This window comes from Thermodesulfovibrio thiophilus DSM 17215 (assembly GCF_000423865.1).
GTDB classification, from domain to species: domain Bacteria; phylum Nitrospirota; class Thermodesulfovibrionia; order Thermodesulfovibrionales; family Thermodesulfovibrionaceae; genus Thermodesulfovibrio; species Thermodesulfovibrio thiophilus.
The window spans coordinates 113,698-129,678 of sequence record NZ_AUIU01000014.1 but is presented as its reverse complement, the minus strand read 5'-3'; the positions used below and the strand labels follow the sequence as shown (position 1 = coordinate 129,678).

The window sequence follows — 15,981 nt, the reverse complement described above, 5'->3', positions numbered from 1 at the left end:
TTAAGTGAAGTTTAACTATAATATCTCAAAATGACAAATTCAATCAATGCAATGCACAATATTATACAGCAGCCTGGAATTATTTTTCTGTACATTCCAATAATATTTGCCTTAAAGTATTCTTTTGTGAGAATTAAACATAAATGAAGTGGAGAAATGAGCACTCCTAAATATCCTGCAACAAAAGCAATTGAAATCTCATAAGGCAAAGTCTGCTTCAGGGTCATGATTAAAGGAAATGTGCTTCCAACATATCCGATCGTTATACCTGTAATAAGTCCTACGAAAAGAGGCAGTATTGTAAATACTATCAAATAAGGAATTCCTGATTGAGTTATAGCTCTTGCTATGCCATCCACGGCTCCTGAAACTTGAAGCATTTCTTTGAAAATTATTACTCCAATCACAAGATAAAAAATATCAGATGTAAAACCATGTTTTATAATGGACAAAATTTCTTTAAAACTTTTTCTGTAATAAAGACAAAGTAAAATGATATTAAAAATAAAAGATATGTAAAGGTCGATTTTGAATACTATTACTGGAAAAAGAACCAGAATAATCGGAATAAAACTGTATAAACTTTTAAAATTGCGGTTTGATGTGCTTAATTGATTTTTGTCTTTTACATTACGCATGCTTAAAACAAAACCGGCAAGAAACAGTATCATAGCAGCAGGAAGATTCAATATTATTAATTCTCTTAAATGAACGCCTGATACAGCAGACGCAAGAACAATTCCTGGATATAGTGGTAAAATAAGCTCCCATGGATGTCTGTACCAGTAGTTTATAAATGCTTTTTCCTCTTTAGCCATGTTTAGATTTTTTGTTGCAGAATCAACCATTGGTGCTGAAAGATACGCTCCACCAAGAGATGGTAACATGCCCATTACAAGAGGCATCGAGATTATAGAGAGCTTTTTATTGCCAAGAAGTGATTGTGAAGCTTCTGTCATTTTTTGCATTAATCCTGTTTGTCTTAATGAGTATTCAAAAGATTTTATTAAAGTGAGAGACAGATACAGATTGATTGAAGTATGCGAAATTAAAGCATTGAAAAGTGCTATTCCTGTTTTTTTTAAATGAAATGGATAAAGAATAAAAAATAGCAAAGAACCAGCAATAAGTGCATATCCTATATTGATTTTTCTACGAAGCAAAAAGACAATAAAGACAAAAATAAGAGAAACTTTAAGTATATCAATCATTTTATTTTGTGAATTGCTTCACCTGAAATATCGGCTACTGCCTCACCTATGCACTCAGAGAGTGTTGGGTGAGAATGAATTAATTCTTTTAAATCTTTTGCTTTTATTGTAGATTTTACAGCAAGTGCAAGTTCATGAATGAGTTCTGAAGCACCTGGTCCTATAATATGAGCTCCGATGATAATGTCAGTTTCAGCATTCACAATTACTTTTACAAATCCGTCAATTTCTCCAATAACATGGGCTTTACCAATAGCTCTGAAGGGGAAGATTCCCTTTTTGATTTTGAATCCCTTTTGTATTGCCTCATTTTCCCTTAAACCTACAGAGGCAACTTCTGAAATTGTAAAAATTGTTGAAGGAATTACGCTGTAATCCATCTTTTCATTATATCCCAATGCATTTTTTGCAGCTATTTCACCTTCTCTGTAAGCAACATGTGCAAGAAGAAATTTACCATTTATATCTCCTGCTGCAAAAATATCTTCAACACTGCTTTGCATTTTTTCATTTACGATAATTTCTTTTTTTGTTCCAAGTTTAATTTCACTATCTATTAAAAATTCAGTATTATAAGCTCTCCCAACAGAAACAAGAACGATATCTGTATGAACAGTTTTTCCATTTGATAAACTAAGTTCAACGGAATTATCTACATGCTTTAAATCAGTAATTTTAACTTCAGAATAGAATTCAATTTTTTTCTTCTTAAAAAGCCTTTCAACAGCCTTTGAAATTTCTTCATCTTCCATTGGTAAAGCTCTTGGCATTAATTCTAATATATAAACTTTGCTACCCAGAAGATGGAATATCCATGCAAACTCACAGCCAATAGCACCAGCTCCTATAATGGCAATAGATTCAGGTATTGTGCGAAGATTCCATAAATCGTCACTTGAAAGAATTTTTTCTCCATCAAATTTAAGCATCGGAAGTTCAGCAGGTCTTGAGCCAGTTGCTATGATAAGTCTCTGAGTTTCAATTTTTTCTGATGTATCTTTGAGAAATAAAGTTTTTGGAGTTATCAATGTTGTATCTGACTTGATAATTTTCACTCCTGATTGTTTTAAAAGTGTTGCGAGAGCTCTTTTTTGAGTTTCAACAACATTGTCTTTTCTTTGCATTAATGTTGGTAAATCAATAGCAATTTCAAGTTGTGTATTTTCTTGATTGTATTTTTGATTTTTAAATTTATTTAAAATCTCAAGCGAGTGAATTAATGTTTTTGTTGGAATGCAGCCTTTGTTAAGGCATGTACCGCCGAGATCTTCTTTTTCAATCAAAAATACATCTGCACCAAGTCGTCTTGCTGTAAGTGCAGAAACATAGCCTGCAGGGCCTCCTCCAACTACTGTTAATCTCATCAGCTTTCTTCTTCCAGATAACTTTCATATTCTTCATAATCCATTAACTCTTCCAGTTCTTCTGGGTTATCCATTTCTATAACAGCAATCCATCCTTTTCCATATGGATCTTCATTAATGATCTCAGGATGATCTATCAGCTCTTCGTTTATCTCAACTATTGTGCCACTCACAGGTGCTATCACAGGAGATGATGTTTTGGTGGATTCAATTTCAGCTAATTCTGTATCTACTTCAACATGTGTTTCAACTTCTGGCAATTCAATATAGATTATATCTCCGAGAGATTCCTGAGCATAATCAGTAATTCCAACTTTTACTTTTTTGCTTTTGCTTGATAGCTTTACCCAGCTATGTTCTTTGTGAAACTTGTAATTTTCTAAACTCATTTTTCCTCCATTTTGAAAAGTTTCTTATTCTGATTATTTAATTTGATAGAAAATAATTTGTCAAGTGAAACAATTTGTTTATTTTATTCTTTTTATTTTTGCACCAAGTTTAATAAGTTTTTTATCGAGCTCTTCATATCCACGATCAAGGTGATAAATTCTATCAATAATGGTTTCTTCCTCAGCAATCAAACCTGCAATGACAAGTGATGCTGATGCTCTTAAATCAGTTGCCATAACAGGTGCCCCTTTTAATTTTTTAACTCCACGAACAGTAGCAGTGTTGCCTTCTATTGTTATATTTGCACCCATTCTTTTTAACTCTGCGACATGCATGAATCTATTTTCAAAAATGGTTTCTTTTATTATGCTGGTTCCGTTTGCTATAGTCATCATTGCCATAAACTGTGCTTGCATATCAGTTGGAAATCCAGGATATGGCATTGTTTTAACATCAACTGCCTGTGGTCTTCTGGACCCTATAACTCTTAATCCATTTTCTGTCTCTTTAAATGTTATTCCAGCATCCTTCATTTTTAAAATTATAGCATCAATATGGTCAATTCTGCATCCTTGCAATACTATATCTGCTCCGCACGCACCTGCAATTGCAATAAAAGTCCCTGTTTCTATTCTGTCCGGTATAATTTCATACTCTGAAGGAGGTTTTAGTTCTGGTACTCCTTCTATTGTTAGAATACTAGTTCCTGCACCTTTTATTTTAGCTCCCATTTCTATTAAATAGTTTGCAAGATCAACAATCTCTGGTTCCTTGGCTGCATTTTCAATAACCGTGGTTCCTTTTGCAAGAGTTGCAGCCATCATAAGATTTTCAGTTCCTGTTACAGTTGGAATGTCAAAATATATTTTTGTTCCCTTGAGGTTTCGTGCAGTTGCAAAAATATATCCTTCTTCAAGGGAGATTTTAGCTCCCATTTTTTCAAGTCCTCTTATATGTAAATTGACAGGCCTGGCACCAATAGCACATCCACCAGGTAAAGAGACCTTTGCCTTACCGAATCTTGCTACAAGAGGACCAAGCACTAAAATTGATGCTCTCATTGTTTTAACAAGGTCGTATGATGCTTCAAATTTATTTATTTTTGTTGTATCAATTATACATACTCCATCAAAATGAACACTACCACCCATTCTTCTAATAAGTTCAGTCATTGTAAAAACATCTCTGAGTCTGGGAATTCTTTTCAGAGTATGAACTCCTGGAGCAAGAAGAGTGGATGCCATTATTGGAAGCGCTGCATTTTTTGCTCCACTTATTTTAATTTCACCTTTTAAAGAAGCTCTGCCAGAAATAAGTAGCTTATCCATGTTAAATATATTAAACTAAAAGAAGAGGATAAGAAAATATGCTTACTATAAATGATGTAATTAATACGGTTTTACAGTACAGGCCCAATGCTAATGTAGAGCTTATTAGAAAGGCTTATATTTTTTCAAGGGAATCTCACTGTGCTCAGAAAAGAAAAGAAGGAATCCCTTATATTTATCATCCACTCGCAGTAGCTAAAATACTTGCTGATATGAAACTGGACTCAACAACCATAACAGCAGGACTACTTCATGATACTGTAGAAGATGCTGAAATGATAATTGAAGATATTGCTGAAATGTTCAGTCCTGATGTTGCTTTTCTTGTTGATGCTGTTACTAAACTGAGTAAGCTTCAATTCTCAACAGTTGAAGAAGCTCAGGCAGAAAGTTTCAGAAAAATGTTTCTTGCAATGTCAAAAGATATCAGGGTTATATTAATTAAATTTGCTGATAGATTACATAATATGAGAACTATTGAATTTCTTCCACCGGAAAAACAGAAGAGAATTGCCAAGGAAACTCTGGAAATATATGCTCCTCTTGCAAACAGACTTGGAATTGGCTGGATGCGTCTGGAATTTGAAGATCTTGCATTCAAAGTTCTTTACCCTGAGAAATATGAAGAGCTTGCAAGAAAAGTTGCAAAAAGAAAAGAAGATCAGCAAGCGTACATTGATAATGTTATAAAAATTCTTTCTGAAAAAATTGAAACAATGAATATTCCATTTAAAATATATGGAAGAGTAAAGCATTATTATGGTATATATCAAAAGCTCATTAAACAAAAAATTCCATTCGAACAGGTTTATGATGTTATAGGAATAAGAATCATTACAGACACAATTCCTCATTGTTATGATATTCTTGGAATTATTCATTCACTATGGACATTGATCCCTGGTAGATTTAAAGATTTTATAAGTCTTCCAAAGTCAAACTACTATCAATCTCTTCATACAACAGTTATAGGTCCTGGTGGTGAAAGGGTAGAGTTTCAGATAAGAACAGAGGAGATGGATATAATTGCGGAGGAAGGTATAGCAGCGCACTGGAGATATAAGGAACGAAAGGACTTAACTGAAAGAGAAACAAAGATTGTTGCATGGCTCAGGGATTTAATTAAGGAAATATCAGACCCTAAAGAACTACTTGATGCTGTAAAAGCTGAAGTCGTGCCCGATACAATCTATGTATTCACTCCAAAAGGTGATGTCAAGGAACTTCCTGTTGGATCTACACCTGTAGATTTTGCATATGCAATCCATTCTGAAGTTGGGTCAAAATGTGCGGGTGCAAAGGTTAATGGAAGAATAGTTCCGCTTAATTATCAACTTCAAAGTGGTGATGTGATTGAAATTATAACAAGTCCTCATCAAAAACCAAGAAAGGACTGGCTGCAGTTTGTTGTTACTCAGAGAGCAAGAAACAGAATAAAACATTTTTTGAGGCAGGAAGAGCGACAGCAGGGTATTGATATAGGGAAACAACTTCTTGAAACTGAGCTTCGCAAACATGGTATCCAACCATCCATTCTTAAAACTGAAAAAATCAAAGAAGTTCTTGACTCTTTCAGCATTCAGTCAACTGAAGATTTATATCTTCTGATAGGTCATGGGAAAATATCTGTTCATCAGGTAATAAATAGACTTTCTATTGAAATGCCGCAAGAGGAAGTTGTTATTTCTAAAAAAGTTTCTCCTCAAAAAGAACATAAAGAGTTTATTTCTCTTAGAGGAGTGGATGAAGTTCTGTACCATATTGCAAGATGTTGTATGCCTGTGCCAGGGGATGAAATAATAGGTTTTATTACAAGAGGTAAGGGTATTTCAGTACATAGAAAAGACTGTATAAACATAAAGCATCTTGAACATGACAGACTCATAGAAGTTTTCTGGACAACTGATGATAATACAAAAGTTCAAACAAAGATAACTGTAGAATGTATTGATGCACCAGGTATCCTTGCTACCCTTACAGCTCTTCTGTCAGCAAATCAGGTTAATATTACTGCTGTTAAAGCAAACTCTACAGCAGACAAGAGAGCCTTAATTGATTTCACAATTGAGGTAAAAAATAGAGCTCATCTTTCAGATATAATCAATAAAATATCACAGATCAACGAGGTTATATCAGTGCAGAGATAAATCTGACTGTATGGCACCTTTTCTGATTATTTTTGGAGGTTCAACTGTTACATCAACTATTGTTGAAGGAATTCCTGAAAGCTTTCCTCCATCAATTATAAGTTCAATTTCCTCATTTTTAAAATATTTTAAGACATCATCTATATTATCAGCACTTTTATATCCAGAAATATTTGCTGAAGTAGCTGTAATTGGAAATGTAGATGCTTGAATGAGATTTAATGCAAAAGACTGCCCTGGCATTCTAACTGCTACTTTGCCATCTCTTGTTATCTCCTCAGGTAAATTGTTTTTAGCAGGTAAGAGGAGGGTTAATGGACCTGGCCAGTATTTTTCAATAAGTTTTTGAGCAACATAGGGTATAAACTCAGCAACTAATTCAAGATGCTTTAAATCAGCAATAAGAGGAAATGCTTTTTCATGAGGACGTTTTTTTATTTCATAAACTTTTTTGAGAACTTCTTTAAGGTCATATTTGACACCTATACCATAAAGAGTTTCTGTTGGATAAACTATTATTCCACCATTTTGCAGCGTATCTAACACTTTTATAATAGATGCGTTTTCAACTTTTACAATTCTCATTTTATATCCTTGAGCAGTTCCTTGAGTTTTTTTAAATCTTCTTTTTTAAATTTTTTATCCTGAAAATAAATTTCTTCATATTCCTTGATAAATATTTTTGCTTTTTCTTTTATGGCTGTGTCTTTTATAGTAGAAATAAACTCTTCAAGTCCCTGATTACTCTGTTTTTCAAAGCCGTGTTTTTTCATTATATCAAAAAATTTGTTTAATGGATTTTTTCTTTTAAGGATATATTTGTAACTTTTTATGATGATAAATATGATAATTAAAGCCAGAGGTAATATAAAAACTTTTCTGTTAAAATTAATATGCGGAGTTTTGATTGATTTTGCCAGCTTCATCTGAGCCCTGACGTCATAATCAACTACAATGCTATTCCAGAGGTAATCAATAAGATGAAAAATTACAGGTTCAACAGGTCGAGGTATCTTCCCTGAAGGATCAAATCTTATCCATTGTCCATTAATCCATGCTTCCACCCAGAGATGTGCATCAGATGCTCTTACAATGTAATAGTTACCAAAAGAATTATATGTTCCTCCCTTAAATCCTCCAACAACTCTTGATGGGATTCCCTTTATTCTTAACATCAAAGCCATTGTTGTTGCAAAATATTCACAGTTTCCACTCTTTTTCTTGAATAAAAAGTCTTCAACAGGGTTATCCCCTTTGGGCAGATTTTTCAATGAATATTTATATCCACTTAAAAATTTTAAGATTTTTTCTACAACTGCTTTTTCTGTGGAAGCACCTGTTGTAATTTTTTGAGTAAGATTTACTATATTATGAGAAAGTCCTGGAGGAATCTGAAGATACTCATCTTGAATGTAAAGTTCTTGTATCTTGTAATTTATGAAAGATATAGCATTATATTTGAGAGTTTTTTCAATTGAAAAATTAGTTTTATAAATTCCAGGATATTCATAGGAAACATTTCTCATGTAAATATTTGATGGAAAATCAAGAGCTGGCAGATAATGTTCTGTTGTTGGTTCGAGGGTTACAGTATAATTTATTTTTTCTCCATAAACATTTGATTTAACCAGTCTTGAGAGAGTTTTTTGCCAGTTTTTACCATCAAATTTATCAAATGTGATAACTCTCCAGTAAAGCACCTCTTCAGGGAATTTTTTGATGCTTACGCGCATTAGTATTGATCTATCCTCTTCTATCATTGATACAGAACCAAGATTTACATTTGATGAAAATCCTGATTTGGTTTTACTCAAACCTATATTCATTAAAGGGACAGGAGTTCTTGGTAGGATAATAAAAAATAGAGCACTCAGAGGAATTGAAACAATGGAGATTGTAAATGCAACTTTTAAAATGTTTAAAAACCTTTTAGAATTTATAAACTCTTCTTTTGTTTCTCTAATATATGTGAGAAGCAAAATTGCAAAAACTGTAAAAATAAGCATTAAAAAAATTCTTATAAAAAAAATCCATGACATATTAAAAAGTGAAGAACCACCTAAAAGAAGAACTGACAACAGATATATTTGAAAATACTCTCTTGAAGTTTTTCTCCCCAGAAATCTTATGGAAAGAATTAATGTTAAAGCTTCTATTGATGGCAAAATAATGTCTTCGACAGAAGAACTCAAAAAAGGCAGGATAATTAACAGAAGAGATACAGTATTGAGTATCCATAATGGTATAAAAACTTTCTTTATATGTAAAAATATAGATACTATAATTATTAAGATAAATATAAAATTCGCATAAAAAGAAATATATTTGATGATTGCAGAAAAAGGTATGATTGCAATAAAGATACTTAAAATAAAAATAACATTATCAACTTTATTCCTGCTGATAAACTGCAAGTGCATAGAGCATTCTCCTCAGATGAGACTGTCCTGTCTCAGGTTTATAGACTTCGTCACCTAGTTTTAATCCAACAGGATTTTCAGCTTTTGAAAGAACAATTAATGCATATGTTGCTCTACTAATCTTTTCTTCAGTAGAACCGGTGAAATCATTTAGATTAATGATGACAGGATTTCCAGCTGGAGGTGCGAATTCTTTGGTTTTAATTTCAGAAGTTTTGGCTGTTGCTTTCCAGTGAATATACTTTAACGAGTCTCCCTGATTATAACTTCTTACTCCGGTAAGCTCACCTTCATAGGCTTTTCCTTGTGAAATATTTGACTCTGTTTTTGTTTTACCGTCTGCAATTAAAGATAAAATATCACATTTTAAAGGAAAGGGTAAGACTGTAACTTCATATTTTAGTTGAATATTTCTCTGTTTTTTAAAAAAATAAAAGGGAAAATAAGATGAAACAGTCAGTTCTTTGATAGCATATTTACCTCGCTTGGGGAATGCTAGGACAATATTAAATATTCCCTCACCTTTTAAATATGGAATTATCGTTTCACTGTTTAACAGTTTGACTCTCAGAAGAAAAGCTTCAAAAAAATATTTATTTTTTGCTTTTATTTTTATAGTTGCAGCCTTAAGAGCAAAGATATCTTCTGGTGATAGAATTGAAAACTCAATGTTTCTTAGATTAAAAAATGAAAGCATTCCACTTAACGCCATAATACTTAAAAGAAAAGATACTATTAAAAATAATAAGTTATTTCCTGTATTTACCGCTGCAAAACCAATCAGAAGTGTGATGACTATGTATATCCAGCCAGACTTTGTAATCTTTACGGTGGTGTTGGAATGCTTTGCAGGATTGATAATATCACCTCGTTTTTTGAAATAGGCTCTTCTTTGAGTATGACTCTATGTGGCACAACAAAAGGTATCATTTCTTTTGCATCTTCTGGAATAACATAGTCTCTTGATCTAAAATAGGCATAGGCTTTCGCAGTATAGGTAATTGCAAGAGCAGCTCTCGTTGAGAGACCAAGAAGAATGCGGTTGTCCTGTCTTGTTTTGTTTACAAACTCAAGAATCCAGTTAATAATCTTATCGGATAGATAAATCTGCTTTATTTCATCCTGAATTTTTATTATTTCATCTCTGTCAATAACAGCGGTAAGTGTATATAATTTTTCTCTTGAACTTCCTGCTTTAAGAATCTGTTTTTCTGATTCTATATCCGGATAACCAATGCTTATCTTCATTATAAATCTATCAAGTTGATTTTCTGGTAGAGGGAATGTTCCGTAAATTTCTACTGGATTTTGAGTTGCTATTACAAAAAAGGGCTTTGGAAGTTTATATGTTCTTCCATCTACTGTGACCTGCTCTTCTGCCATTGCCTCAAGAAGGGCTGATTGAGTTTTTGGCGTGGCTCTATTTATTTCATCAACCAGCACTATATTGTTGAATACAGGACCAGGCTTAAACTCAAACTCTCCTGTATTTTTGTTATAAATGGACAGTCCTGTAATATCTGTTGGCAAAAGGTCATTTGTACATTGAATTCTTCCAAAACTTAAATTCAGAGCTTTAGAGAGAGCTATTGCAAGCGATGTTTTACCAAGACCTGGAAAGTCTTCAATTAGAAGATGTCCTTTTGAAAATATTGCAATTAAGGATAATATGATCGCGGTTTGTTTGCCTTGAAGACAATGCTGAAGATGATGAATAATTTGAATTATTTTTTTATTTTTTATATTTCCAATCATAAAGAGAGGGGGAATAACCCCCTCTCTTTATTTTAACCTTCGAGATAAACCTTTTCAACTGGTGGTGCTACCTGTTTTTTACGGGACATCACTCCAGGTAACCATACAGATGGACCAGATGCCTGGATATTAAATGCTTTTTCAATGATTGTCTTATCTCCAACATAGTAAAGTTCTGTTCCTTCTTTTATGATATCTGTTGCCATGAATATAACCATATCATAACCTTTGCTGTTTTTAAGTTCATTGAGATATTTAATGAATTCATCTTTACGCTCATATACTTCTTCAATATCAACAACTTCTGTTTGACCAATTCCAACTTTTTTGCCTTTGAAATCATAGTCTTTGAAATCCACATGAACAACATCTGCGATTGGTTTTCCTTTAATGCTTGCTTTGGCCTTCTTGAGGTCAACTCCGAATTTGGTCATGTCAGAGATTCCTGATACCTGAGCAAGTTCCTGAGCAATTTTTTTATCCACATCTGTAGTTGTCGGAGATTTAAATATTACTGTATCAGAAAGGATAGCGCTTAAAAGTAATCCAGCATATGTCTTGTTTGCCTTTACCTCATTTGAAAACATTTTTGCGATAACAGTTGCTGTGCTTCCAACTGGCTCAACATGAATAAAAATAGGGTCAGGATAATTAAAGTTCATTTTGTGATGATCAATTATTTCGAGAATTTTTTCTGCTCCATCAACTCTTTGTTTTTCTTCATTATGATCAACAAGAACAAGTGTTTTACCTGCAGCATTTTCAAGAATTTCAGGTGCTGAAACTTTAAAATAATCAAGTGCATACTGAGTTTCCTCATTAATTGGACCAGCAGTAGCAGCTTTGTAACCTTTCAGTGCTGCATAAACAATTGCTGAACATACTGTGTCTGTGTCTGGTGCCTTATGGCCGATAACATAAATATCACTCATATTTTCCCCTCCTAAAAGTTTTTAAAATTGTAAGATTTTGACAAGTTCATATTTAAAAAGTCAAGAAAATAGCCATTAAAATTTAAAATACAATTATTAAAAATTGTCAAGAAGCTCTTTAATGGTTAAGTTAAAGACAGGATGTAAAAAATCTGATGCTATATCATTCATAGGTTTAAGAACAAAATATCTTTTATGCATCAAAGGATGAGGTATTATTAATTCATCGCTGTTGTATACAAGTTCATCATAAAAAATTATATCTATGTCAATAAGTCTTGGACCATACTTTATAGTAGGCTTACGGCCCATTTTTTTTTCAATCTGTTTTAATTTATAAAGAAGCTTGGCAGGCAAAAAATCAGTAAATGTCTCAACTGCCATATTTGCAAAGTCTGGTTGATTGGTTATTCCCCATGGGTTGGTGATATATACAGGAGAAAGCTTATTGATAATAAGCCCGCACTCCTTTAGCCTCTTAATAGCATTAAAACAATTTTTTTCTTTCTCACCGATGTTTGAACCTATAGAAAGAAACACTCTATGCATTAAACTTATTTTAATGGTAAAATTAGAAAAAAGTATATGAGGAGGAGATAGGATGCTTAAAGCAAAGATAAAATGGACTGGAGGTTTACAGTTTATAGGTCAATCCGGTACAGGGCATGCAATTGTAATGGACGGAAGTCCTGATTATGGTGGAGAAGACACAGGAATGCGTCCTATGGAACTTTTGCTTGTTGGATTAGGTGGATGCAGTGGAATGGATATAGCCAGCATTCTTTCAAAGAAAAAGCAGGATGTAAGAGGAATTGAGATAAATGTTCAGGGTAAACAGGCTGAGGATTATCCGAAAAGATTTATTGAAATAGAGATTGAATTTACAGTGAAAGGTAAAAATCTATCAGAGGAAGCTGTAAAGAAAGCTGTTGAGCTTTCCATGGAGAAATACTGCTCTGTTAAGGCAACGCTTGAGCACTCGGCAAAGATAATTCATTCATATAAAATAGTTGCAGTGGATTAACTTCGTCCGTATTTATAATAGGCAGCACAACTTCCTTCAGAGCTGACCATACAGGCTCCGACTGGATTTTCAGGAGTGCATATTTTTGCAAAAAGAGGGCATTCTTGAGGAGTTTTGACTCCTCTTAAGACAAGACCGCACTGGCACCCTTTTGGTTCTTTTGATCGTATGACAGGAATTTTAAATATTTTTTCAGCATCTCTGTATGCAAACTCATTTTTTAGTTTAAGCCCGCTCATTGGAATTACTCCAATTCCTCTCCAGTTACTATCGCATGGTTCAAAATAACGATAAATGAATTCCACTGCTTTAGGATTTCCATCAGGACTGACTGCGTCTCTGTATTGAATTTCAACTTTTGGATTATCATCAACTATCTGTTTTAAAAGCATCATTATTGAAAAGAGTATATCATCAGCATCAAACCCTGTAATTACACAGGCTTTTTTGTATTTTGAAGGTATGAATTCATAAATTTTGCTTCCAATTATTGTACTGACATGCCCTGGAAGAATAAATCCATCAAGTTTTAATTTCTCAGTATTGACCAATAGTTCTAATGCAGGCGGCACTAATTTATGAACTGAGTATATGTAGAAGTTTTCGATTTTCTTTCTGTCAGCCTCAAAAAGTGTTGCAGCAATTGATGGCGAAGTTGTTTCAAAACCCACGGAAAAAAAGACTATTTTTTTATTACTGTTATTTTCAGCTATTTTTAATGCGTCAAGTGGAGAATAAACCATTCTTATATCAAGACCTTCAGCTTTGGCTTTATATAGGGAACTATCACTTCCAGGAACTCTCATCATATCTCCAAATGTGGTCAGAATAACATTGGGTTGTTTAACAATGTAGAGTATTTTGTCAATATCATTTACTGGTGTAACACAGACAGGACAGCCAGGACCACTTAGGAGTTTTATATTTGATGGGATAAGACTTCTTATGCCATGTCGGAATATTGATACTGTATGTGTTCCGCAGACTTCCATTAAATTTATTTGTCTGTTTAGTTTATGAGAGAGTTTTTCAATAATTTCAACTATCTCATTCAATTCAATCCTACCTCAAATATTTTATCTGTTAAATTTTTGACTTCTTCAAAGCCCTTTAATTTAAAAAGTTCTAAAATATGCTCCTGATTATTTTTCCATTTTTTAAACTCAAGAGTTCTTATCTGTTCTATGTTTTCCCAATCGTTTGTACTGCAGGCTTTTTCAATTTGAGATAAAACCGGCTGTAAAATCTTTTTTTGATAAGCTCCCTGAGATGCGATATATAAATAAAGAAGTTCTTTATCTCTTTCAACCAGTGCTCTGTATACAGGACCTTTTTCAGAAAAATCAGCGATGAAATCTCTAATTCCTCTGATAATATGTTCTGTTTTTGAATTATCACACTCTTTTATTATTTCATCCCACAGCGGTAGGCTTTCTTCCTGTTCAGCTATCTCATGATATAGAACAATATTAGAGTATTTATCAACGATACTATAGAATTCTTTGAATGGATAATGCCAGTCAGAAGGATGATTGAATTTTGACAGAATAAACTCATAAATGTGTCCTTTTTTTCTAAGCCAGCTGTGTATGTTTTCCCAGAGCCTGTATTTTATATCAGTCAGTCTGATATAAACTGTTTTACCAAGACTCATTCCAGGAGATGAGAAAATATCCCGCAAAATTTCTTTATCAACAACATAAACATTATATCCATCAATTTTTTCAAATCTATTTATTGTTCCGATAAAAAAGCTTGGTTTCATAAATAGAGCATAGCCCGCTCCATAGACAAAGCCATTATTTACAAGATAATTATTGATTCCATCAATATCAAAAGGTGAGTAAGAATTGCCATTAAGACTGACGGGGGTTAATGATGCATTTTCAAGTTCTTTCCATGTGTTTTCTTTTTTTTCAATCCAGGGAAATATTTCTTCATTTTTAACTGAATCCCATGGTTCGAGATTTCTCTCGATTTTAAAAAGTTCTCGAAGTCTTAAAAGCAGACTGCAAAGTGAAAAATATCCCCAGTAATTAGCATCAGACACATTACAATTATATCTGACCGTGTCTAATAGCTCAGTATCTAACATACTTTTATAATATCATATTCGCATATTAATTTGCCGATAGAAAAATTGTTAATGGCTGATAACATATTAATAAAAGTATGTTTCATTTAAAACTTAAATCTGATTATTAAGTTTAGAGATAAACTTATTGAAATAGAAAGCATCTTACTTTTCTGCCATTTAGCTCTTTCAATGAAGGAGTGGATTTGCATATAGACATTTTATACTTGCATCTTGAGTAAAATCGGCATCCTGTGAAGTTCCAGAGAATCTCTTCAGTGGACAGTTTTGGTTCTTTCTTTCTGTTTCTTCTGTGAAAACCAGGAATACTGTTTAACAAAACTCTGGTATATGGATGGAGAGGCTCATAGAAAAGATCATTAGTTGAAGATTCTTCAACAATCCTTCCAAGATGCATTACTGCAACTTTATTGCTTATAGCTCTTACAATGTTTAAATCGTGAGTGATGAATAAAATTCCAAACTGCTTGGTATGCTTCATTTCAGTGAGTGAGTTAATAATTCCGGCCTGTAATGATATATCAAGAGAAGAGAGTGGCTCATCAGCTATTAAGAGCTGAGGCTGTAAAATCAGGGCTCTTGCTATGGCAACTCGCTGACGCTGTCCTCCGCTGAGCTGATGAGGGTATCTGTAAAGAAATTCTTCAGTAAGCCCCATTTTTTGCATTATCTGTTTTATTAGTGATTTTACTTCGGTTGAAGGTAGTTGTGTATGAATTTTCAGTGGTTCTTCTAAAATGTTATATATTCGCATCCTTGGATTGAGAGATGCATATGGATCCTGAAAAATTATCTGAACTGACTGTCTGAATTTTTTCAGGTTCTCTTTTTCAATATGCCAGATATCTATATTTTTAAATAAAATCCTACCAGCATCAGGCTTTAAAAGTTTTAAAAGAAGTCTTGCCACTGTTGATTTGCCAGATCCACTTTCTCCAACCAGAGCTAAAAAGTCAGATGTGTCAATTTTCAGATTGAGATTGTCTACAGCAGGGATTGTGAGATTTTTAATTTTAAATGTTTTACTTAGTTCCTGAGTTTCAATAACTGACAATTATGTCTCCCAGATACTGAATTCCTCAATAAGTCTGATCCCGGTATAATAACAGCACATTTCATTATCAAGGTTGTTAATAAATGACCTTTCAATTCCATCCTCAAATAGAATTCTCACAAGGCATAGCCCTCCAGGAAGAGATGAATTTTTCTCCTCAATGACTTCGCCAATACCCCATCTACAATAATTTAAATGTCTTACTTTATCACCTAATTTTAGATATATTTTTGCACGCATTTTTTAATTATAGCATTTGCA

At 33.2% G+C, this 15,981-nt stretch carries 16 protein-coding genes; 2 read left to right on the top strand and 14 right to left on the bottom strand.

Annotated features, from left to right (window positions below; genetic code table 11):
* Positions 1–11 precede the first annotated feature (11 nt).
* The 4 genes from G581_RS0106225 to murA form a co-directional block, all read right to left on the bottom strand.
* Positions 12–1,211, bottom strand: coding sequence for a DUF401 family protein (locus G581_RS0106225; RefSeq protein ID WP_028845085.1), 1,200 nt, complete (start codon positions 1,209–1,211; stop codon positions 12–14).
* Positions 1,208–2,575 (bottom strand): dihydrolipoyl dehydrogenase, encoded by a 1,368-nt coding sequence (gene lpdA / locus G581_RS0106220; protein WP_028845084.1) that lies wholly within the window; start codon positions 2,573–2,575, stop codon positions 1,208–1,210. Before lpdA ends, G581_RS0106225 begins: the two co-directional genes overlap by 4 nt.
* Positions 2,575–2,964 (bottom strand): glycine cleavage system protein GcvH, encoded by a 390-nt coding sequence (gene gcvH, locus G581_RS0106215; RefSeq protein ID WP_028845083.1) that lies wholly within the window; start codon positions 2,962–2,964, stop codon positions 2,575–2,577. Before gcvH ends, lpdA begins: the two co-directional genes overlap by 1 nt.
* Before the next feature lie 78 nt (positions 2,965–3,042).
* Entirely contained in the window at positions 3,043–4,293 is a 1,251-nt protein-coding gene (gene murA, locus G581_RS0106210) for a UDP-N-acetylglucosamine 1-carboxyvinyltransferase (protein WP_028845082.1), read from the bottom strand.
* 38 nt (positions 4,294–4,331) lie between these two features.
* On the opposite strand from murA, the gene G581_RS0106205 reads away from it, so the two are divergent.
* The gene (locus tag G581_RS0106205) at positions 4,332–6,440 is read left to right on the top strand and encodes a RelA/SpoT family protein (protein ID WP_028845081.1); all 2,109 of its coding nucleotides are present in this window, start codon (positions 4,332–4,334) and stop codon (positions 6,438–6,440) included.
* Here G581_RS0106205 and G581_RS10835 read toward each other — a convergent pair.
* From G581_RS10835 to folK, 6 genes are all read right to left on the bottom strand, one after another.
* Positions 6,426–7,025: an L-threonylcarbamoyladenylate synthase gene (locus tag G581_RS10835; RefSeq protein ID WP_038065303.1), complete on the bottom strand. Its 600-nt coding sequence runs from the start codon at positions 7,023–7,025 to the stop codon at positions 6,426–6,428. The two genes, G581_RS0106205 and G581_RS10835, sit on opposite strands and share 15 nt — an antisense overlap.
* Positions 7,022–8,860: a transglutaminase TgpA family protein gene (locus G581_RS0106195; protein WP_028845080.1), complete on the bottom strand. Its 1,839-nt coding sequence runs from the start codon at positions 8,858–8,860 to the stop codon at positions 7,022–7,024. The genes G581_RS10835 and G581_RS0106195 overlap by 4 nt, the downstream gene beginning before the upstream one ends.
* Positions 8,832–9,572 (bottom strand): DUF58 domain-containing protein, encoded by a 741-nt coding sequence (locus G581_RS0106190; protein ID WP_083962643.1) that lies wholly within the window; start codon positions 9,570–9,572, stop codon positions 8,832–8,834. Before G581_RS0106190 ends, G581_RS0106195 begins: the two co-directional genes overlap by 29 nt.
* A 113-nt stretch (positions 9,573–9,685) precedes the next feature.
* A complete protein-coding gene (locus tag G581_RS0106185) occupies positions 9,686–10,615 on the bottom strand; it encodes an AAA family ATPase (RefSeq protein WP_028845078.1) in 930 nt (309 codons plus the stop codon).
* Positions 10,616–10,647: 32 nt separating this feature from the next.
* Positions 10,648–11,547 carry a manganese-dependent inorganic pyrophosphatase gene (locus G581_RS0106180; protein ID WP_028845077.1) on the bottom strand — a complete coding sequence of 300 codons (900 nt, stop codon included), beginning with the start codon at positions 11,545–11,547 and terminating at the stop codon, positions 10,648–10,650.
* A 96-nt stretch (positions 11,548–11,643) separates the two neighbouring features.
* On the bottom strand, positions 11,644–12,096 hold the full coding sequence (gene folK / locus G581_RS0106175; RefSeq protein WP_028845076.1) for a 2-amino-4-hydroxy-6-hydroxymethyldihydropteridine diphosphokinase: 453 nt from the start codon (positions 12,094–12,096) through the stop codon (positions 11,644–11,646).
* Between the two features lie 52 nt (positions 12,097–12,148).
* On the opposite strand from folK, the gene G581_RS0106170 reads away from it, so the two are divergent.
* Positions 12,149–12,571 (top strand): OsmC family protein, encoded by a 423-nt coding sequence (locus G581_RS0106170; RefSeq protein ID WP_028845075.1) that lies wholly within the window; start codon positions 12,149–12,151, stop codon positions 12,569–12,571.
* Here the strand turns inward: G581_RS0106170 and hypD are convergent.
* The 4 genes from hypD to G581_RS0106150 all read right to left on the bottom strand — a co-directional run bounded on the left by hypD (position 12,568) and on the right by G581_RS0106150 (position 15,960).
* Complete coding sequence (hypD, locus tag G581_RS0106165) at positions 12,568–13,626, bottom strand: hydrogenase formation protein HypD (protein WP_051178960.1); 1,059 nt, start codon at positions 13,624–13,626, stop codon at positions 12,568–12,570. The genes G581_RS0106170 and hypD overlap by 4 nt on opposite strands.
* On the bottom strand, positions 13,623–14,666 hold the full coding sequence (locus G581_RS0106160) for an Sfum_1244 family protein (RefSeq protein ID WP_156875216.1): 1,044 nt from the start codon (positions 14,664–14,666) through the stop codon (positions 13,623–13,625). The genes hypD and G581_RS0106160 overlap by 4 nt, the downstream gene beginning before the upstream one ends.
* A 124-nt stretch (positions 14,667–14,790) precedes the next feature.
* Positions 14,791–15,720, bottom strand: a complete 930-nt coding sequence (locus tag G581_RS0106155) for an ABC transporter ATP-binding protein (protein ID WP_028845072.1) — start codon at positions 15,718–15,720, stop codon at positions 14,791–14,793.
* A complete protein-coding gene (locus G581_RS0106150) occupies positions 15,721–15,960 on the bottom strand; it encodes a hypothetical protein (protein ID WP_028845071.1) in 240 nt (79 codons plus the stop codon). It lies immediately after the preceding gene.
* Positions 15,961–15,981: the final 21 nt, after the last annotated feature.